The following is a 20,418-nucleotide window of genomic DNA, read 5'->3' as shown; positions in this document are numbered from 1 at the left end:
TCTTAAGTTGATGGGCATGTTCTGAACCCCTAAAATCCAGTAAATCCACCGAACAAACTTGTTAATACTGCAATAATTTTTGTCATCATATTAAAGTACAATAATACTCCCATTACAATCATCAAAATGCCTCCTATAGACATAAAGATTGCACTGTGTTTCTTTAGGAAAGTCATTTTTTCGATAAATAAAGACATTAATAGAAATGGAATGGAAAAACCTAAGACATAGAACAACATGTAAAGTAATCCTTTTCCTGGGTCTGATACACCTAACGCAATGACTCCTGCAAGGATTGGGCCTGTACAAGGAGTCCATCCAGCAGCAAAACCAATTCCAATCAAAATCGATCCTATATAACCTGAAGGTCTCTTTTGAAAATGAATTTTCTTATCAGAAAGTAGGAAATCAAATTTAAGAACCCCTGTTAGAACTAAACCAAAAAACACCATCACAATAGCTCCCAGTTGTCTTAGCAAATCTTGATAATCCATAAAAAATGTACCGATAAAAGAAGTAGAAAGTCCCAAAGCTAAAAAGATAATTGAAAATCCTACCAAAAACAAGATAGTGTGTATAAAAGCTTTCCTTCTTAAAATACCTTTTCCTTCCTTTAGGTCATTTATAGACACTCCTGTAATATATGAAAGAAAAGCTGGATACAAAGGAAGTGAACAAGGCGAAATAAATGATAAAAGACCTGCTCCAAATGCAAGAAGTAAACTTAGTTGTTCCAAAAAGATACCACCTAACTGTTTATTAATTCTATGGCTTAATGAGTTCCATGTAGTTTGCTATATCCCTTTCGGTCATACTTCCTGTAATCACTTTTAATACTTTTCCGTTCTTATCAATCAAAAATGTTGTAGGAATCGGGGTTATGTCATAAGCCTCCGTCACAGCCCTATCTTTATCTTTAAGTATAGGGAATGTAAGCCCATGCCTATTTACGAACGATTCAATAGCAATATCACTTTCTGCAATATTAACCGCCAATATCTCTACACCAAGATTCTTAAAATGGCTATACTGTCTTTCCATATAAGGCATTTCCTTTTCACAAGGCTTGCACCAAGTACCCCAAAAGTTAAGAAAAACTCCTTTTCCTTTTAAATCAGAAAGTTGAACATTGTTACCGTTCATATCTTCAAGAACAAAATCAGGTGCTTGATCCCCTGCTTGAACCCGTATTTTTTCAGTAAAAAAGTTTTGATATAGAGTATAGGCTACTGCTAAAGCCATAAGAAGTAGAAGACTAATACGTACAATAGATCTGGTTCTTTTGTTTTTCATTTTACTCTCCCTTTTTATTTTCATTCAAACCAACATTTAAATGTTGACATTTTACGTTAATAATTTTAATCTAAAAGCACAATATATTCAAACAAATATTTGAATAATAACTTTCAATATTTTCACCTAAAATACTATTTATTAGTTATAGGATCATGCAAAGTGAAATTCTAAATCATTACATGAAGGGGAAATAATAGAAGGTGTAACAAACTAACATAACTAAATATCTTTTATTCCGATTAGGGAGTATTTTAAAAAGGAGTTTTTTTATGAATTTAATTTTAACAATTCTCTCTGCTTTAGGGTCTTTTATAGTAACCAATATCGATGATATTTTTGTCTTGATGTTGTTGTTCTCTCAGGCAAGTTCACAAGCTAAAGCAAGTAATGGCCGAACGGTTAACATGCAGCCAAAGGGAAATCGTATTTACCCTAGAGATATAGTCATTGGCCAATATCTTGGTTTTGCACTTTTAGTTTTGATTAGTCTTTTAGCTACATTTGGAGTGACACTCATTCCTGATCAGTGGGTAGGTTTATTAGGACTAATCCCGATCTATTTAGGAGTTAAACTGTTTATAAAGGGTGAAGATGAAGATGAAGGTGCTGTTCTTTCCAGTTTAAATAAATTTAATAAGTTCTATTTAAGTGTAGCCTTTATCACATTTGCCAATGGTGGAGACAATATTGGAATTTATGTTCCGTTCTTTTCTACTTTAAATAACAACCAACTGGTCATTACAGTTGTTACTTTCTTTATAATGGTTGCGGTCTGGTGTTTAATCGGATATCGTCTAGCAAGATTCAGATATGTTTCTGAAACACTTGAGAAATACGGCCGATGGGTTATTCCAATTGTGTTTATAGGATTAGGCCTTTATATCATGGAAGAAAATAATATATTTTCTAACCTGTGGTCTCACTTCGTAAATTTAAATTCCTAATTAACCGTAATGATTTACAAAAATATTGTTAAACCCTCTTTCCTTTTAAAGTATTGAGTACAAATCTTTATAGAAAATAAATTCTGAGGTGACGTCTTTGTATTGGATCATTATACTCACATTAGGTATTGATCAGCTTTTTAAATATTTAGTTAGAAATTTTGGGTATTCGGATTTTATGGTGGAAAAGGGCTTATATTCCACCCTTCTCCAATTTCTTAATTAGTGTGGAAAAATCAACACCATAGTTGTCTGTTATGTTGTGGTCTGTCACTTCATACCAATTGAGAGTTTCGTATAATATAGCTTTGCTGAACGCACTCGAATTAAAACGTGGCTTACGTCTCTTATGTAGTTTTTCATTAAAAAGTATTTTGGCTCGTAAGGCTTCAAAGGAGTAACCTCTACCCATTCGTTCTACTTGCCTAATAATACTATTAATGGACTCTGTATAAGCGTTAGTGAGCCTTTTATCGAAGTAGTTGAAGATTTCATCCTGCCAGTTGTCTACAGCTCTAACAAGGTCTTTATATGCGTCTTTAGAGTTACTGGATAAACAACGTTGTCTCCAATATCTATAACGATCCATCCCCTCGTCAGAATCATCTGTATCCCATATCATGTAGAACTCTTCTTTAATTTCATAGGCTTCTTTTAGGTCAGAGCTATTACTTAACCAAGTATCTAAAAGAAATGAGTCTCTTTCATTCAAGTCATGCTTTCGTTTAAGAAGGATATACCTTTCACGCATAAGGGTACGCCTTTCTTTGGCTGTCATATTGGCTCTGAGAGACTTCCTAACATTATCTAATGCTTGATTAGCCATTCGGACTACATGAAACTTATCTACAACTACTTTAGCGTGTGGCAAAACAGTATTTACTGCATCTTTGTAAGGCTTCCACATATCCATTGTGACGTATTCAATGTAATGCCTATCACCAATCTCTGAAAGCCTTTGTATAACAGTATTCTTATTACGATTAGGCTTAATATCAAAGATGGTTTTACGTTCAACATTAGTCAATACAAGACGAGGTTTACGGATAATATGTATTTCATCTATTCCAAGCCATTTAGGAGTCTCAAATTGGTATTCTTGTTCTTTAAATGCTACATAGTCCTTAAAGACGTTTCTTACGGTCTTTTCGTCTACACCGACGCTTTCAGCGACATCCACAAAGGTCTTGGACATAGACTGCTCTTCAATGGACTTTAACAACCTTTTAGTCATGCTACGTTTTTCGTCAATAGAAATAAGACGTTCCCAAAAGGTAGAACCACATTCACGACATTTATAACGTCTACGCTTTAGTTGTAAGCCCACTCGCTTCAAACGAATGGGCAAGTCCATAATTAGTTGCTTTCGTGAGTCATGCCTATACAACTTATCAAAACCACATTCAGGACAACGTTCAGGCGGTTCGATTGCTTCCACTTTAAACATCATATCGCTTTCATTTTCTTGTGGTGGTTCTGTTGTTTTAAGATCTGGTAGTAATAATAAGTCTGACATACTGTTCATCCTTTACTACTCGTAGTGTTACGATATTAATTATCTTTCATTGAATATCCTACGTAAAAAAGGTTATCCCATTGATGCAGGGATAACCTTTTCATTATTCATTTATGCAGTAGCACAGCTACAATCTTTGCACTCACAGACTTCATCAGTACAGTTATCTACACATTCTTGACTGCAATAAACTTTTCCTTCTACTTCTACTTTGTTTTCACCAAGAAGACAATTACAGCTTGGTCTCGCACATTTTTCCATACCAAACTCCTCCTTATTATTTTGGTAAATCCTCGGTTAAACACCAACCTTGGTCTAAAAGACTAACGACACAATTATCAACAATTCGGTACCGAATAAAATTGCCTTCACGATTATTGCGAACGATGCCTTTATCGACCAATCGTTGAAGTTGGTTGGAAATGGCTTGAGGTTTCATTTCAAGCTGTTCTGCTACCTCACTAACAGATAAATTTGGTGTTCGAATTAAAGTGTGCAATATTCTGAGTCGAGTCCCATTAGAAAGTATTTTAAAGGTCTCACTTAAACCCTCAGCGTTATCTGTATCTAACAAGGGGCGTTCCGTTAGTTTTGGTTTTGGTGTACACCAGTTTTCAGCCATTATTTCCTCCTCCATTTCACAATTACATTATATAGTGTAATAGTTTTTGTGTCAAGACGTTTATACAGTGAAATTCATAATATAAGCATCTTTTTTATCAGTACGTTATGACACCTTTACAATATAGTAATTTATTTCCCTTGCACTGACTATTTAAATTTTTTTCAACCTATAATCACCTGTGTTTGTGTTTGATTGGAACTATTATTTTCCTTAGTATTCCACTAAATAATCCGATTTAACACTAACTGTTTTTAAATTATTAAAATAGTAATTCCACTATATATTCCGAAGACCCGAAATTTTATGGACTATGGGCAATCCATTCCCGTTATTAATGGTTTTTTCCAATTGACATCTCATCGTAATACAGGCGCTGCTTGGGGGATTTTTTCAGGACAAAAAATATTCTTAATTAGCATTGCAATTATTGTGATAGTCGTTGGTCTTATTTATTCTCGTAAAGTAACTGATAAGCTAACGCGTATAGCCTTTGGCTTATTTATAGGAGGTGCAATGGGAAACGTTTTAGACCGTTTAATTTTTGGTGAAGTAACAGATATGTTCGAAGTTACATTTATCAATTATCCAATTTTTAATACTGCGGATGTATTTTTAGTTAGTGGAGTTATTTTATTCCTTATTAGCACTTATAAAGAGTCAAAATTAGAAAGTAATCAATCTTAAAAAGAATCTTCATTGTTTTCGTATTTTATATATATGGGTATAATGGGGACAAAGGAGGGTGGAAGTATTGAAAAAATTACTTACGTCTATAGTAGCTGTTGCTTTATTTCTAGGTATTGGCACTGCTGCTCTTGCACATTCAAACAGCACTCCTAGTCAAGGGAACGGAAATTGGCAACAAATGATGGATTATTGTTCTCAAATGATGAATTCTTTCATGGATAATCATCAAAACAATATCCAGCATGAAACCTCAACATCAAAGAATTTAAATATACAACAGACTAATTCAAATGATAGTACCACGAATAACCACCAGAACCAAAACCATTCTATGTATGACGATTGTTGATAGGAAATAAACAACAAAAAAGAAAGAGCATGGGCTACAATAAATGTCCAAGCTCTTTCTTTGTTTAGAAATAAAAAATAGATTCTCCTCAAAACCAAAACAGTTTCCTATTGTAGCTTTAAAAGTTTAATCAAAAACGTTCAACAAACCCATATTCTACGGCACAAAAAAAGAATCCATTTTGAAAAAAGATTGATCAAAATGGATTCTCATATCAATACTTAGTTCAATTTTCCATAAAAAAGTTTGATCATTTCGTTGAAGATGGATCTTTATTTAGGTTAGTTCTTTGATATAGATCTTTACATTCCCCAAACAGCAACTACCTTGAGGATTGTTTACTTCACAACCACATCGGTTTTCATTTATATTTTCACGAATATGTTCTACTGGATTAGGATTAATTCCATTTTCAACATATTGTTTAATTTTTTCTTTTGTCCAACCAAAACAATAGCAGACAGGAACAACTGTGGCATTATCTTTTTGATAAACAGAAACCTTAATTTCTGACTTTAAATACGTTTTTTCATCTGTATCATAATAAACAACATTACAATCTTTTGACGAACAAAAATAATGAGTTAAGCCTGCTTTCAATGTACCTAAAATTGTTGGTTTTAACATTGATTTTAACGTAATTATTTTTACTTTTTTCCCTTTTACATTACAAGAAGGACACAACTCATTACTACTACTTTCAGAAACCTGCCCTTTTGTAGAACAACAATCAGACATATTTTACGCTCCCCTTTTTATTGGCGAGGTGCAAATAGCATTACCGAGACACCAATTAAACATATACCTGCACCTACCCAGTCATATATATCTGGTGCTTTTTATCAAGCTTTATCTATAAATTATCAAGCTTTTTTACAAATTATCAGACTTTATTTCAAAGCCACACCTATATCCTTAAACAATATTTACGTCTTTTCATTCTAGTGTATATGAGGAGCTAATTGCTCAAACATCCAATGAAGCCCGAAATTTAAAAAGATCCCCCCGAAAAAGAAAAGAATAATAGGCCTATCCTCTGTCACATTTACAACAGGTAATAAATCTGTTAAAGCTATGTATAAAAATATACCTGCAGTTAATGAAAGCGAAATGGCAAGTATGCTACTTTGTAAAGAAACGAGTTCTGTTAGAAACAAAGCTGCTGTAGCCCCCACTATGGTAGATAAACCTAATAAAACAGCTGCACCTATAGCTTTCTTTTTGCTTTTCAAGCTTGCAAATACAATGGAAGATATAGTTAAACCATCAGGTATCTTATGTAGTAGGACAGCGATTAATACGACAAAACCTAATCCGCTGTTTATTGCAAAACTAGCTACAATTGATAACCCATCAAAAAAAGTGTGTATTATCATGCCTATTAATGCACCATACATTGTAGTATGGGTTTGAGATTGATGTGTTTCTTCTCCAAAATGAAAATGAGGTGCTACCAGCTGTTGAAATAAAAATATAATGCCAAAACCTAAAATTATATAAATTGAACTTGATTCCATTATTTCTAAAGCTTCTGGTACTAGATCCATAATTGCAATTGAGAAAAGTAATCCGGAACTTAGAGCCATTAGAGCATATAAACTTCTTCTGGACCAATTTTTCTTAAGAAAAATAACAAAACCGCCCAAAACATTAGCTAAAGCTGCCGTTATTACATAAAAAATGATTTCCATTAATCGTCACTCCAAAATAAATAATTCGACCTGCACGTATGATTGTGCAGGCCTAGTTAAATTAAATATGCTCTAACTGTTCGAATTATTTTTTATTCAGCATATGAATAGCATGTCCCATAACGCCTTCAGCTGCTTCCATGAGTGGTTCAGGTAAGGTTGGGTGTGCATGAATTGTAAGGCTAAGATCTTCTGCAGTTGCCCCTAGCTCAATTGCAAAAACTGCTTCAGCAATAAGAGATGATACTTCTGGCCCTACCATTTGTACACCTAACACCCGATTAGATTTTTTATCCGCCACAACTTGTACAAAACCATCGGCATCAGAAACAGATAAAGCTCTGCCGTTAGCTTGGAATGGAAAACGACTAGAAACTGTTTCATATCCCCTTTCCTTCGCTTCCTTCTCGGTTAAACCTGTATAAGCTACTTCCGGATCACTGAAAATAACAAAAGGCATTGCCTGAAAATCAATCACGCTATTTTGCCCACTTATTACCTCTGCAGCTATCTTTCCTTCATAACTAGCTTTATGAGCAAGGAGGTAACCGCCCGCACAGTCTCCGATGGCATAAACATGTTCAATATTTGTTTGGCACTTATCATTTATTTTAATAAAACCTCGTTGGTCTAATTCAACCCCGATATTTTCCAATCCAATTTTCCCTGTATTCGGTTTTCTTCCAATGGAAACTAAGCAATAATCCCCTTGGATTCTCTCTTCCTTTCCATTAACCTGAAACTGAACGTTTACTTCATCGCCTGTATTTTCTCCGCCTTGGACTAAAGCATTCGTTATAACTGTAATTCCAAGTTCCTTTAAATGACGTTTTACTACATTTGTAAGCATAGAATCAGTACCTGGAAGAATTGTATCTGACCCCTCAAGAATCGTTACTTTAGACCCGAATTTAGCATAAGCAGTTCCCAACTCCAAACCGATATAACCGCCACCTACTACAACTAAATGTTTTGGCACTTCTTGAAGCATCAATGCCTCAGTTGAAGAGATGATTCTTTTTCTATCAAAGGGCATACTTTTTAATTCCGTAGGTAAAGATCCTATCGCTAGAATTAAGTCTTTGTATGAAAAGAATTGTTCTTCGTTACCAATTTTAATTTTGGCAACATAGGGTTCAGTAAGATAAGCTTCCCCACTAATGACTTCTACTCCATTGCCTTTCAGTAAAGTCTGAACTCCATTCGTTAGTTTATTCACAATACCGTCCTTCCACTTCACTACTTCTGGCATCTCTACTTCAACTTCACCAGAAACCTTTATTCCCATTGAGTTGGCATGTTTTATGTGTTTCACTCGTTCAGAAGCACTAATAAGAGCTTTTGAAGGTATACATCCACGGTTAAGGCAAACCCCTCCTAATTCTGCCTTATCCACCAAAACCACTTTTTTCCCTAACTGAGCAGCACGTATAGCAGCTACATAACCTCCTGATCCTGCACCTATAACTAACAAATCTACATCCTTTTTTCCTTCAACAGTCATTTTAGTTTCCTCCTTCAATCTTATAAAAAAGAAAATAATTATTTTAATAAAAAAATTACCAATAATTGATGTTTTACTTATACCCAATATTTCTATCTTTAATTAGGCTGGAAATATAGAAGGTAGCCTATTAATGAAATTCATCTTTTGGAAAAGGGCTTTCCAATCTGTCTGGAAAGCCCTTTTTAGCCATTTTCCCGTTATTCTTTCACTCTCATTAGTCTTAAACTATTTAGCGCTACCAAAAGCGTTGCCCCCATATCTGATAGGATTGCAATCCAGAGCGTTAACCAACCTGGGATTACCAATAATAAGGCAATCAGTTTAATAGCAATTGCAAAAGTAATGTTAGCTTTAATTATATTCAGAGCTTTTCGGCTAAGTTTTACAGTGAATGGAAGTTTTCTTAGATCGTCACCCATTAGAGCGACGTCTGCCGTTTCCAGGGCTGTATCTGTACCAGCTCCACCCATTGCAATTCCAACTGTTGAGGCCGCCAATGCAGGTGCATCATTGACACCATCTCCTACCATAGCTACGTTGCCATACTCAGATCTCAACTGTTTAATAAAGTCTAATTTGTCCTGTGGCATTAGTTCTGCCTCAATATCAGATACTCCAACCTGCCCTCCGATAGCATTAGCAGTACCTTTGTTATCACCTGTAAGCATAATTGTTTTTTTGATTCCAAGTTGATGTAACTTTTGAATAATTTCCTTACTTGATTCACGAACTTCATCAGCAACTGCAATAACTGCAAGTATTTCTTTTTCGGTTCCAATAATCATGGCTGTCTTACCCTGATTTTGAAGTGTAGTAACATTTTGTTCTAAGTCTTTATCGAAATTAGAAATTGCTAATTCTTTAAAGAGTTTCGGACTTCCAATGTAATAAGTAGTCCCGTTTACAATACCTTTGATACCCTTACCTGTAATAGAAGAGAAGTCCTCTACCTGTACGTCAGAATAAGAAATGTTCTCCTCTTCTGCTTTTTTCATAATCGCAGATGCAAGTGGATGCTGAGAACGATACTCTAATGCAGTAATGATGGATAGTAATTCTTTTTCATTTATCTGTTTGTTCAACACATTAAAATCAGTTACAGCTGGGACACCTTTTGTTAATGTACCTGTTTTATCAAATGCAATAGCCTTTAAGGCACCCATTTCTTCTAAATACACTCCGCCTTTTACAAGGACACCTTTTTTTGCGGCATTCCCAATCGCTGAAACGATAGAAATCGGAGTCGATATGACCAACGCACAAGGACAACCAACAACAAGAACAGCTAATCCTTGATAAACCCATGTTTCCCAACTACCATCAAAGAATAAAGGAGGGACGATAGCAACTAATGCTGCAATGATCATAATGATCGGTGTGTAATATTTTGCAAATTTATCGACAAATGCTTGCGAAGGAGCCCGTTCTCCTTGTGCTTCCTCTACAAGATGAATAATTTTAGAAATCGTTGTATCTTCTACAAGTTTCGTTATTTTTACTTCAAGTAATCCTTCTTCATTTAATGTACCTGCAAATACTTCATCATCAACTGTTTTCTCAACAGGGACTGATTCACCGGTAATAGCTGCTTGGTTGACTGCAGAGTAGCCACTTACGACTACACCATCCATCGCAATCTTTTGACCTGGTTTTACAATCATAATATCCCCAACAGCAATATCATCGACATGAATCATTATTTCTTGTCCATTACGTCTAACGAGTGCCTCTTTAGGAGCGATATCCATTAATGAACGAATCGATTGTCTTGCTCTGTCCATAGAGAATCGCTCAAGTGCTTCACTAATCGCAAAGAGAATAACAACAATGGCAACTTCTCCCCATTCACCAATAATGGCTCCACCTATAACAGCTACTGTCATAAGGGTTTTCATGTCAAATTCAAAGCGTAATAAGTTTTGCAAACCTACTTTAAAAAGCGACAATCCACCTACCAACATTGATGCTAAAAATAATAGGGTTGTAAGAAGATTTTCTTCTCCATTTACAAAGTAGGAGAGATAACCGAAAGCAAGGAACGAAGTTGAATAAAGTAATGTACTATACTTTTTATAAAATGGAACTTTTTCTTCTTTCGTATCTTCTTTTACCTCTTGTGAAACTTGGCGAGCAGATTTTTCAGGAGTCACTTTAAGATTCTCGAATGCACCGGCTTTTTCTAGTTCTTCAATTGTTGCATTACCGTAAACAGCAATTTTAGATGCACCAAAATTTACTTTTGCATCCTCTACTCCAGGAAGCTGTTTTACATTATTCTCGAATTTTCCTGCACAATTTGCGCATGTAAACCCCTGAACGCGGTAAACATTTTTTTCAGCCTCTAATGCTTTTGCTTCAGACAATTTTTACAACCTCCTTATGATGTGCAAATGCAACTTGTATTAGTTGCTTTACATGCTCATCATCTAATGAATAGTAGACTAACTTTCCTTCTTTTCGATAATTAGCTAATCCAAGATTTTTAAGTAACCTCAAATGATGAGATGTAGTGGCAGTTGTAGCACCAACAATATTTGCTACATCACATACACACAATTCATCTTCTAAAGAGAGACTATATGCAATTTTAATCCTAGTATCGTCTGATAATGCTTTAAAAATTTTGGCTACTTCCAAAGGATTTTGTTGGATTAGTTCATTTTTAACTCTTATGACTTTTTCGTCATCTATACACGTAACTTCACATGCATCATTTTGCAAGTTTTCCACCCCACATCAATCAAATGTTTGTTTGATTATTATTATATGCAAACAAAAACAAATAGTCAAATATATGTTTGAATATAAATCAAAAAATATTTTTTATATTTTTTAGTTTGTAATAAATAATTCTAATATATAACTAAATTTAATTTCCATTTATGTAGAACACCTAGAATGAGTACGTCAGGTAAACACAGATTTAAACATAGAGTTTTTTTCACCATAAAAGGCCCGATTTCTCCCGTGTTAGAAAAATCAGGCTTTGTTTTTTAAATTCTCAATAAACATTAGGGGGTCTACCTATAAAACGGTTTTCCGATAATTATGGAGTCACTTTTTTATTTATCTTTCTAATGAATATCCATAATTTAGTGTGATTATACCTTTCGTTTAACATTCTTTATCACTACTTTACTATGTGGAATACTTGGTATGCTCACCATGCTGTAACTTAAATCCTGGTTAGGAACTTCATATTCCATTTGGTTGGCTAGATAATCAAGACTTACTTTCATGACTTCAACGGTGATCCACTCTCCAGCACAGCGATGACCCATAAAGTAATCACCACCACCCTGCGGAATGAAGCCAAATGGGCTTCCTTCCCATTTATCAAACCGATCAGGACTGAACAAATCTGGATTTTCCCAAATTTCAGGGTCATGATTTGTGCCATAAAGATCCAGTAAAGTTAATGTGCCTTCTTCAAATTTATAGCCGTTCCAGGTGAAATCTTTTTTTACCAATGCTACGACAAACGGAAAAAACGGATAAAAACGGCGAACTTCCTGTACAAACATCTGAGCATATTTTTCATCACGGGATTCAAGTTTCTCCCTTTCTTTCGGATAATGATACAATGCCAGCGCAGTGAAATTGATGAATATAGCGATCGCCACAATAGGTCTCAAGATATTGATCACTTCCACAGCAGCAGTCTCGGTATCCAGAAGATTCCCTTTTAAATCGCGATGCCAGGCAAATCTATGTAAAGCAGTATCTTCTGGAGGATTAATTTCCCCATTACGCACCTTATCAACCAACTCACCAATCCAATTTTCTACTTTATTCCGTGCATTTCTCCCTAGCCAATGGTTTGGACCAACTTCAGCCGGAGACTCGAACATCGCCGCCAAGTCTTTTGTCATTTCCTTAACATCGTCTTCTTCCAACGGGACACCTGCCCACTGGCAGGCTGTTCTGCATAGGACTTCTTTTACTTCTTCATAAAGAATAACTTCATCCATCTGTTCCCATTTATCTAGTGCTTTCTTCCACTGTATTTTTGTAATGTTTATTAAGTTTTGAAGTCCTTTAGGAGACATGATGGACATAAACATTTCTTTCCGATGTTTGTGATCTTGTCCATCCAATGCCTGCACACCATTCTTCCCGAACAATGTTTGAACCGCCCGGTTCGGTGCTGCATCTTTCCTTTTAAATTTCTCCGTGTCATAAAAAACTTCCGCAGCTTCCTTTCCTACCATGCAGATTGCTTTCTTTCCAAGCAATCGGGTCTCGAAAATATTAGAATTAAAACTTTTACGTCTGTTTAAAATGTACATATATCCTTCTCTCATAAGGGTCAAGCTATGATCTATTCCTTCTTCACGAGGCATTTGATTTGTATCTGACATATCATTCATCTCCATTTTATTAGTGATAATTTTATTCTTTGTAACTTTTCCCTAATTACTCTTGAAAAAAACTTGGATCAACATACTATATAATGAACATTATCAAGATAAAGAAAATGGCTGCCGACTTTGTCGACAGCCTAAGACCCTAATCCAAATTAGGTTTTTTTTATTTTTTGTGTTCATTCTGAGTGTACCATGTTTAAAATGTAGTAAAATCAATAGGTGGTTTCTATTGGAAGATCCTTTATACTAACTTAACAGCAATCCATATTTGACTTTTTCATCATTTTCTTACAATCTTTTATTTTCATTTTTCCATTTTTCGCCATTTCGCAACAATCCATTTGACAGTTCATTTCCTCACACATTTCCATACATTCTTTTTTTGATTGACAACAATCCATCTCTTCCGATTGTGCTGCATAAACAGAACCACTAAATGCCATCACTACTAAAAATGCTAAAGAAAATATTACTTTTCTCATCCCTTTTCCCCCTTATGTAAAAATGATTGATGTGTCCAATGGTATTATACTATACCGCTAATTAACACTCACTAGATTTCTAACACTACAAACATAAGAAACGAGAGCTTAGGATAAAAAGCTCCCGTCTGAATAGGATTAGTAAGCTTTACATTGGTTGAACACCCGATCCACCACAACAACCACATCTTTTTCCACCGTGACAACAAGGGCAACATCCACTTCCCTGACAGTGGTGACATCCACGCCCACTACAACAACAGCACATACCAGCACCACCACAATAACGACAACAGCCTGCACCGTGACAACAACGGCATTGGTGCATACACTCACCTCCATAAAATAACCACACATAGTATATATATTTATGTAATATTAAACTTAGGCGTTCCCCTTATATAAGGGGGTAGCTCAACCATTTATCACATTTCCACATTAGTATAAAATTCAATAAATAAGATTTTCCCTAAAACGGACATTTATGGGGCTGGTCCTTATTGGAGCAAAACACACTCTATTTACCCTGATCTTTGGTACCAAAACTCATTCCCAAAATCAAAGTAACATTTTTAATAACAAACACCGTTTTTGGTGCTAATATATTCATATAAATAGTTTTTAGTAGGTGATTAATTATGATTTTTGGTTACGCGCGAGTGAGTACGGAGGAACAAAACCTAGATATGCAAGTTGATGCATTAACACAATTCGGGGTTGAGAAGATTTATAAAGAAAAATTAACTGGCACACGAAGAGATAGGCCTCAATTAGAAGACCTTTTAAAAATTTTACGAAGTGGCGATAAAATTGTTGTATATAAACTTGACCGTATTTCACGTTCCACAAAACATTTGATAGAACTGAGCGAATTATTTAACGATATGGGTGTACATTTTGTATCAATTACTGACAGTATTGACACTTCAACCGCAATGGGAAAGTTTTTCTTTCGTACAATGGCAAGCATCGCTGAACTAGAAAGAGATATTATTAGTGAACGAACAAAGTCTGGTCTTCAAGCAGCAAGATCAAGAGGAAAGAAAGGTGGGAGACCTACTAAGAAAGAAGATAAAGTGGAAATGGCTGTTAAGATGTATAAGAGTAAAGACTATACAATTAAGCAAATTACAGTGGCGACTGGTATCAGTAAGACCACGCTGTATAGGTATTTAGACAAGGCGCTATAGGGTTGCCTCAGTAATTTAGTTATTAACGATTTGTAAAGATCTTATCGATTAAACCGTATTCTAAAGCTTTTTCTGCTGTCATGAAGTTGTCGCGGTCTGTGTCGCGTTGTAGTACTTCAAGTGGTTGACCAGTGCGGTCAGCAAGAATTTGGTTTAGTTTTTCACGTAAGAATAGGATACGTTTAGCAGCGATTTCGATTTCAGTCGCTTGACCTTGTGCCCCGCCAAGTGGTTGGTGAATCATTACTTCACTGTTTGGAAGTGCATAACGTTTTCCTTTTTCACCTGCTGCAAGTAAGAATGCACCCATAGATGCAGCCATACCGATACAGATTGTTGATACTTGCGGTTTAATAAACTGCATTGTATCGTAAATTGCCATACCTGCTGTGATAGAACCACCAGGGCTGTTGATGTAGATGTGAATATCTTTTTCTGGATCTTGAGATTCCAAGAATAAAAGCTGGGAAACGATTGAGTTAGCTACGTTGTCATCAATTGCGCTACCAAGCATAATGATGCGGTCTTTTAATAGTCGAGAGTAAATATCGTAAGCGCGTTCTCCACGATTTGTTTGTTCAATTACTGTAGGAATTAAATTCATCTGTTATTTCCTCCTTCAAAAGCTTTCTTAGTCTTATAATACAATTATGGTCAATAAAGGTCAAACGAAACCACTTTAAATCAAAAAAATATGTAGTTGTACCATGAAATATTCGCTATGTTTTTGAAATTCCCTGCTTATGTATCTTCAACATCATAACCGAATTACATAAATTTAAACGTTATAAAAACTGTAGAAAAAAAGAAAAGAACGCCTTTTTTACTGAAGCGTTCTTTCGATATCTATTCTTTTAAAAGATAGGTCACTTTATTTAAAATCTTTTCGATTTGTTTCGCGTTTTTACTATACATTTCGCTTGCTGATTTCGACTTTGTTTCTAAAGAAAATAGTTCAAGATCAGCATGACATTTTTTTAAAGATGCCAATAATAAAGGTTTGTTTTGAGGAGAAGGCATTTGTAGTTTGTCATTATAAATGTCGATAGTAAGTTGTCCATATGAATCCACTTGACCGAGAAAGACGTTTTCAATGACAACACCGAGTTTTTCGAGCTCAGAATGTAACCAAGCTCGGTTATGTCCGCTTGCTGAAAGAGGTTCATCTAGTACATTGCCATCCATAATAACAGTTTGTGGTTCTTTTTCGTTTGCTACTTTTAAACCGATGTCTTTTGCTGTGAGTGGTTGGCGATCTTTCTTTAATAATACATTTAATTCTCCGCTCGGTTCTAGTACAGCAAATTCAACATCAGCTACGCTGAAGGCATCTTTTCCACGAAGAAGTTCCAGTAATTCGTCACTTGTATATTTTTCTTTCTTTAAGTTGTCTTCGAGTATCTTTCCATCTTTTATTAATACGGTAGATTTCCTTTGAAAGAAGTCCCGAGCTGTTTTGTTCTTTAAAGAAAGGATTCCTGTTAAAAAAGGTACCACAGCGAAAATGAGTATCGCAAAGACGCCGTGAAAAAATTTTGAATCGAGCCCTGTAGATACTTGGGCAGCGATGCCACCGATTGTCATTCCGGCTATGTATTCAATAAAGGAGAGCTGAGAGATTTGTCTTTTCCCTAACCATTTCGTAATAGCGAATAAAATAATTAATATGAATACAGAGCGAAGAATGACAAGTGTCCATTCCGGCAGGTGAGACATAGTCATTTCCTCCAGTCTACTTAAAACCCTTTATATTGAGGTTCTTCACGTTCTAATACTGAAACTCTATTTTGTAAATCAGCGATGATGCTCTCCATTTCTAACATACATTCATGAAATACACGTTTTGATTCTGCGTCCTGTGAATGTAGTGAAAGGGAGCTCAAACTTGCTTGAGCGCCCCTTACACTAGCAAGGCAGGTTTTGACGCTAGCGATAACTGTCATACGAACACCTTATCCTTTCGGTTTGAATAGCAATGCTCCGATGAAGCCGAAAATAATAGCTGCGGATACACCGGCGCTTGTTACTTTAAACATGCCGGTAATAATGCCAACGATGCCATGTTTTGCAGCTTCTTCCATTGCACCGTGAACGAGGGCATTACCAAAGCTTGTAATAGGTACAGTTGCCCCAGCTCCAGCGAAATCAATTAATGGTTCATACAAATTGAATCCATCTAATATAGCTCCAGCAACAACGAGTGTTGCCATTGTATGAGCTGGTGTTAGCTTTCCAACATCAAACATAAGTTGGCCGATTACACATATAAGTCCGCCAATGACGAAAGCCCAGAAAAAAATCATTGCGTTGCACCTCCAAATTCAATCGAAACGGCATGAGCGATACACGGAATCGTTTCTTCTTGTTGGAATGTAAGTGGAGATAGTAAAGCGCCTGTCGCAACGACAAGTATTTTATTAAACTCTCCTCTTTTCATTCGGTTTAATAAGTGACCGTATACGACCGTTGCGGAACACCCTGGTCCACTAGCGCCAGCGATGACAGGTTGCCCTTCTCTATAAATGAGCAGCCCGCAATCTTGAAACTGTTCGCTCGTTACTTTCGTTCCGTGTTTATGTAATAAGTCATAAGCAATTTCGCGTCCTACATGTCCGAGGTCACCCGTTACGATTAAATCGTAGTAAGAGGCATCAATTTGTCGTTCGCGTAAATGGGCTTCAATTGTATCAACGGCAGCTGGAGCCATTGCACCTCCCATATTAAATGGATCTGTTAATCCCATATCAACCACTCGTCCGATTGTGGCAGATGTTACCCTAGGACCGTGTCCAGTATCGCTTAAAATAGCAGCTCCTGCTCCGGTTACTGTCCACTGCGCGGTAGGTGGTTTTTGCCCACCATATTCGGTAGGATAGCGGAACTGTTTTTCTACAGCTGTATTATGACTGGATGCACCAGTTAATAAATATTTTGCGCCTTTTGCATTTACGATACTTGCTCCAAGTGCTAAACCTTCCATAGAAGTAGAACAAGCGCCGAATAGTCCGAGATAAGGAGTGCCCAGTGTACGGCAAGCAAAGCTTGTAGGGGTAATTTGATTAATTAAATCGCCTGCGAGTACAAATTGAATATCGTCTTTACGAAGTTTTGCCTTTTCAGTAGCGCGGCTACAAGCTTCTTCGAACAAAATTTTATGTGCTTTTTCATAGGAATCTTGTCCGAGCCATAAATCTTCATGGAGGGTATCGAAGTCTTCTGGAATTTTGCCTTTAGCTTCAAACGGCCCGCCAACGACTCCCGTCGAAATAATAACTGGTTTGTTTTCAAATACCCACGTTCGGTGTCCTTGTAACATTTATAGCCCTCCCCATTGAACGAGAATCGTTTTAATAAGTGCGATGACGAAAGCGGAAAATACACCAAATAAAATAACAGAACCAGCTAATTTAAACATGTTACCACCAACGCCGAGTACAAAACCTTCTGTGCGGTGTTCGATACATGCGGCAATAACGGAGTTACCAAATCCAGTGACAGGTACAGCTGTGCCTGCTCCGGCAAATTGACCAAACCGATCGTATATACCAAATCCAGTTAATAACATGGAGATGAAAATAAGAGTTGCGACTGTTGGATTCCCTGCTGAGCGTTCAGTGAAATCGAAATACGTAATATAAAAAGTAGAAATGAGTTGCCCAATTAGGCAAATGAAACCACCAACGAAAAAGGCTTTTATACAGTTTTTTAAGACAGGACGCTTCGGTTCGCGTTCTTGCTCGAATTTTTTATATTCCTGTTGCACAGGGGTTAAGTTTTTATCTTTACTAGACATTGCAAACCTTCCTTTTCTTTTAAAAAGCGTTAAGTGTTAGACTCCATTTTTTTACCAATGAATTTTAATTGTTTATTAATTTCATCTTTAGATACTTTCTTTTCCTTAATTTTTCTTTCAAGCTTTTCAAGTAACATAAAGATTTTTTTATCTGTACTTACACGAACATCGAAAGTGGGGTGCTCATCACTTAGCTGCTTTTGGAGCTTCTTACGGAGAGGTTTTAATCCAAATCTTTCGTGATGCTCAGGTGTAACTGCTATGTAGAGATCTAAATTTGAATTTACTGCTGTACTTTTTATAATTTCATCCATAGTGAGAGCTCTTTTCTTGGCTCCTTGTGATATAGATTGATTAAAGGATTCCATACTCGTTTTTGTTAACTTTGGACCTTTCTCTTTCTCCGTTCGTTTTGCTTCTTCTTTCACTTTTTTATCTAAAGGACTATTATCACATCCGGTAAAAGAGCTAAATAGAAGGGCAAATAATACGGTTATGAGTCCGAGTTTTTGCATATTTATCATTCCATTTCTATTGCAATATGTAATGTGATAGAAAAAGGATGACTGCATATCATCCTTTTTCTATTTCACAGCAAGACTGATTCGTTATTGCTGTGAGTATTGTGGTTCTTCTTGTTTGACTTCTTCAACGCGTGGGTTTAAAGAATCGATAATCGTTTGTGTTTGCTGTGCAGCTGTTTGGAAAAGTTGCTTAGCTTGTTGGTTATCCGTATCAAGAGCGAATCCCTCTAAGCTAGCTTGTGCACTTTTTAATCCAGAAACAGTTTGTTTTAATTTCGTAATTACAGTCATTGAATGAAGCCCCCTTTGGAATATTAATTCAAAGATTATAATTTGTGAGTTGGGGTGAATTTATGATTGGAAAATTTAGGGGGGTGCTTTGTTAATATACTCATAACTAAGCGTCATAAAGGATTACGGGGATATTTTTATTGATTTAGATGGATTTTATTGCTATTATTATGAGAAGAAAATGAAGTGTTTTCTATTATCATGCGCCCATAGCTCAGTCGGATAGAGCGGTGGTTTCCGGTACCACGTCTTATATATGACAAAGGAAACCAAATGTGCTTTAGGGTGCGGTATAAAGCTGTTTGTCGGAGTTTTTAACGCTTAACTTGAGCGGGAACAAACCGCAAACGTCCTACGTAGGCATTAGCGAATTATTGTCGCATAGTAAAAAGGTGCTACGTGTAACCAAATGAAGATAATGATAGTACATATGCGGAGAGCTTCCGTCTGAAATTCGTTTCAGATAGGGGGCTCTTTTTTTATTATGTCTAAAAGTATACGAGTAGTAAAAAGACGAAGAGAAGTAGTTGATTTTATTGGTACTGCGGAAGCACTAGACACAGAAGCGGCGATAGCGATTGCTGCGCAGGCATTTCGGGCAGAGGGATTTAGAAAGCGTACTATAGATGATTACAGCAAGCTCTTTCGTTATTTCATGCGAGAATTGAACATTGAGAAAGTCGAGATCATTACGGCGGCACATGTACAAATGTATATTAATAAGCTGCTTAATCGAGAATTAGCACCTGCCACTGTAAATATTCGCATATCGGCGTTGAAGTCGGTCTTTAAGCGATTGAATGAGCAGGGCTACATTAAAAGCAATCCCGCTGTAGACTTTGTAAAGTTACGTACCGATGAAGCGCCGATTTTTACGCTAAATCATAATCAGATAAAGCGCATTTTTCGTGTGGTAGATAAGACGACCTATGCAGGCTATAGAGATTACTGCGCCATGCTGCTTATGTTGCACTGCGGGTTGCGTGTAAACGAAGTAAATCAGCTAGAGGCTAACGATATAGATTTTGATAACCTTACGATTATGTTAGCAGGCGCTAAGAATAAGAACCGTAAAACTAGAGCTGTACCTATGACGAAGAAGGTAGCGGAAGAGCTACGAATGCTTATAGGGGTCCTACCACATGCCCATCAACTT

The 20,418-nt window shown here is 36.2% G+C and carries 25 protein-coding genes and 1 pseudogene; 5 read left to right on the top strand and 21 right to left on the bottom strand.

Going from position 1 to position 20,418, the window contains the following annotated elements; all coding sequences use genetic code 11:
* Nucleotides 1-29: 29 nt before the first annotated feature.
* Nucleotides 30-737: a cytochrome c biogenesis CcdA family protein gene (locus K5S59_RS20050; RefSeq protein ID WP_090728187.1), complete on the bottom strand. Its 708-nt coding sequence runs from the start codon at nt 735-737 to the stop codon at nt 30-32.
* Nucleotides 738-765: 28 nt separating this feature from the next.
* Nucleotides 766-1,293: a thiol-disulfide oxidoreductase ResA gene (gene resA, locus K5S59_RS20045; RefSeq protein WP_090728185.1), complete on the bottom strand. Its 528-nt coding sequence runs from the start codon at nt 1,291-1,293 to the stop codon at nt 766-768.
* Between the two features lie 272 nt (nt 1,294-1,565).
* Here resA and K5S59_RS20040 point away from each other — a divergent pair, with 272 nt between their 5' ends.
* The gene (locus K5S59_RS20040; protein ID WP_090728181.1) at nt 1,566-2,240 is read left to right on the top strand and encodes a CadD family cadmium resistance transporter; all 675 of its coding nucleotides are present in this window, start codon (nt 1,566-1,568) and stop codon (nt 2,238-2,240) included.
* Between the two features lie 193 nt (nt 2,241-2,433).
* Here the strand turns inward: K5S59_RS20040 and K5S59_RS20035 are convergent, their stop codons facing one another.
* Complete coding sequence (locus tag K5S59_RS20035; protein ID WP_041846675.1) at nt 2,434-3,756, bottom strand: ISL3 family transposase; 1,323 nt, start codon at nt 3,754-3,756, stop codon at nt 2,434-2,436.
* Nucleotides 3,757-4,033: 277 nt separating this feature from the next.
* On the bottom strand, nt 4,034-4,378 hold the full coding sequence (locus tag K5S59_RS20025) for an ArsR/SmtB family transcription factor (protein ID WP_041846673.1): 345 nt from the start codon (nt 4,376-4,378) through the stop codon (nt 4,034-4,036).
* Between the two features lie 306 nt (nt 4,379-4,684).
* Between K5S59_RS20025 and lspA the strand changes: the two genes are divergently transcribed.
* Nucleotides 4,685-5,065, top strand: a complete 381-nt coding sequence (gene lspA, locus K5S59_RS20020) for a signal peptidase II (protein ID WP_256209929.1) — start codon at nt 4,685-4,687, stop codon at nt 5,063-5,065.
* Nucleotides 5,066-5,123: 58 nt separating this feature from the next.
* Nucleotides 5,124-5,417, top strand: coding sequence for a hypothetical protein (locus K5S59_RS20015; RefSeq protein ID WP_243356598.1), 294 nt, complete (start codon nt 5,124-5,126; stop codon nt 5,415-5,417).
* 276 nt (nt 5,418-5,693) lie between these two features.
* Here K5S59_RS20015 and K5S59_RS20010 read toward each other — a convergent pair whose 3' ends face one another.
* The 9 genes and pseudogenes from K5S59_RS20010 to K5S59_RS19970 form a co-directional block, all read right to left on the bottom strand.
* Nucleotides 5,694-6,155, bottom strand: coding sequence for a putative iron-sulfur cluster-binding metallochaperone (locus tag K5S59_RS20010; RefSeq protein WP_090727359.1), 462 nt, complete (start codon nt 6,153-6,155; stop codon nt 5,694-5,696).
* Between the two features lie 17 nt (nt 6,156-6,172).
* Nucleotides 6,173-6,256 (bottom strand): annotated as a pseudogene (locus K5S59_RS20005) (YnfA family protein); the annotation flags it as partial.
* Between the two features lie 102 nt (nt 6,257-6,358).
* Nucleotides 6,359-7,108 carry a ZIP family metal transporter gene (locus K5S59_RS20000; protein WP_090727357.1) on the bottom strand — a complete coding sequence of 250 codons (750 nt, stop codon included), beginning with the start codon at nt 7,106-7,108 and terminating at the stop codon, nt 6,359-6,361.
* Nucleotides 7,109-7,193: 85 nt separating this feature from the next.
* Nucleotides 7,194-8,612, bottom strand: coding sequence for a dihydrolipoyl dehydrogenase (gene lpdA, locus K5S59_RS19995; protein ID WP_090727356.1), 1,419 nt, complete (start codon nt 8,610-8,612; stop codon nt 7,194-7,196).
* 200 nt (nt 8,613-8,812) lie between these two features.
* Nucleotides 8,813-10,978 (bottom strand): heavy metal translocating P-type ATPase, encoded by a 2,166-nt coding sequence (locus K5S59_RS19990; RefSeq protein ID WP_090727354.1) that lies wholly within the window; start codon nt 10,976-10,978, stop codon nt 8,813-8,815.
* Nucleotides 10,971-11,336 (bottom strand): ArsR/SmtB family transcription factor, encoded by a 366-nt coding sequence (locus K5S59_RS19985; protein ID WP_090727353.1) that lies wholly within the window; start codon nt 11,334-11,336, stop codon nt 10,971-10,973. Before K5S59_RS19985 ends, K5S59_RS19990 begins: the two co-directional genes overlap by 8 nt.
* Before the next feature lie 380 nt (nt 11,337-11,716).
* Complete coding sequence (gene cypC, locus K5S59_RS19980) at nt 11,717-12,976, bottom strand: CYP152 family fatty-acid peroxygenase CypC (protein WP_090727351.1); 1,260 nt, start codon at nt 12,974-12,976, stop codon at nt 11,717-11,719.
* A 257-nt stretch (nt 12,977-13,233) separates the two neighbouring features.
* Nucleotides 13,234-13,464, bottom strand: a complete 231-nt coding sequence (locus K5S59_RS19975; RefSeq protein ID WP_061786335.1) for a hypothetical protein — start codon at nt 13,462-13,464, stop codon at nt 13,234-13,236.
* A gap of 138 nt (nt 13,465-13,602) precedes the next feature.
* The gene (locus tag K5S59_RS19970) at nt 13,603-13,806 is read right to left on the bottom strand and encodes a hypothetical protein (RefSeq protein WP_061786336.1); all 204 of its coding nucleotides are present in this window, start codon (nt 13,804-13,806) and stop codon (nt 13,603-13,605) included.
* Nucleotides 13,807-14,102: 296 nt separating this feature from the next.
* Between K5S59_RS19970 and K5S59_RS19965 the strand changes: the two genes are divergently transcribed.
* Nucleotides 14,103-14,654: a recombinase family protein gene (locus K5S59_RS19965; protein WP_000576160.1), complete on the top strand. Its 552-nt coding sequence runs from the start codon at nt 14,103-14,105 to the stop codon at nt 14,652-14,654.
* Between the two features lie 22 nt (nt 14,655-14,676).
* On the opposite strand, the gene clpP is transcribed toward K5S59_RS19965, so the two are convergent.
* The 8 genes from clpP to K5S59_RS19925 form a co-directional block, all read right to left on the bottom strand.
* The gene (gene clpP / locus K5S59_RS19960; protein WP_001049162.1) at nt 14,677-15,258 is read right to left on the bottom strand and encodes an ATP-dependent Clp endopeptidase proteolytic subunit ClpP; all 582 of its coding nucleotides are present in this window, start codon (nt 15,256-15,258) and stop codon (nt 14,677-14,679) included.
* A 242-nt stretch (nt 15,259-15,500) separates the two neighbouring features.
* On the bottom strand, nt 15,501-16,370 hold the full coding sequence (locus K5S59_RS19955; protein WP_220784083.1) for a DUF421 domain-containing protein: 870 nt from the start codon (nt 16,368-16,370) through the stop codon (nt 15,501-15,503).
* Between the two features lie 20 nt (nt 16,371-16,390).
* Nucleotides 16,391-16,597 (bottom strand): DUF1657 domain-containing protein, encoded by a 207-nt coding sequence (locus K5S59_RS19950; RefSeq protein WP_000215901.1) that lies wholly within the window; start codon nt 16,595-16,597, stop codon nt 16,391-16,393.
* 9 nt (nt 16,598-16,606) lie between these two features.
* Entirely contained in the window at nt 16,607-16,957 is a 351-nt protein-coding gene (spoVAE, locus tag K5S59_RS19945) for a stage V sporulation protein AE (protein WP_000575917.1), read from the bottom strand.
* Nucleotides 16,954-17,970, bottom strand: a complete 1,017-nt coding sequence (gene spoVAD, locus K5S59_RS19940) for a stage V sporulation protein AD (RefSeq protein WP_000938965.1) — start codon at nt 17,968-17,970, stop codon at nt 16,954-16,956. The genes spoVAE and spoVAD overlap by 4 nt, the downstream gene beginning before the upstream one ends.
* Entirely contained in the window at nt 17,971-18,447 is a 477-nt protein-coding gene (gene spoVAC, locus K5S59_RS19935; protein ID WP_000095403.1) for a stage V sporulation protein AC, read from the bottom strand.
* A 29-nt stretch (nt 18,448-18,476) separates the two neighbouring features.
* On the bottom strand, nt 18,477-18,962 hold the full coding sequence (locus K5S59_RS19930) for a YhcN/YlaJ family sporulation lipoprotein (RefSeq protein WP_001170598.1): 486 nt from the start codon (nt 18,960-18,962) through the stop codon (nt 18,477-18,479).
* Nucleotides 18,963-19,055: 93 nt separating this feature from the next.
* Nucleotides 19,056-19,262, bottom strand: coding sequence for a DUF1657 domain-containing protein (locus K5S59_RS19925; RefSeq protein ID WP_000216164.1), 207 nt, complete (start codon nt 19,260-19,262; stop codon nt 19,056-19,058).
* A 484-nt stretch (nt 19,263-19,746) separates the two neighbouring features.
* Between K5S59_RS19925 and K5S59_RS19920 the strand changes: the two genes are divergently transcribed.
* The coding region (locus K5S59_RS19920) for a tyrosine-type recombinase/integrase (protein WP_063225508.1) at nt 19,747-20,418 on the top strand (672 nt) is incomplete at its 3' end.

This window comes from Bacillus sp. BML-BC051 (assembly GCF_019656175.1).
Lineage (GTDB): Bacteria > Bacillota > Bacilli > Bacillales > Bacillaceae_G > Bacillus_A > Bacillus_A mobilis.
Note: the sequence above shows the minus strand (reverse complement) of the source record. Positions and strands in the feature narration are given on the sequence as shown.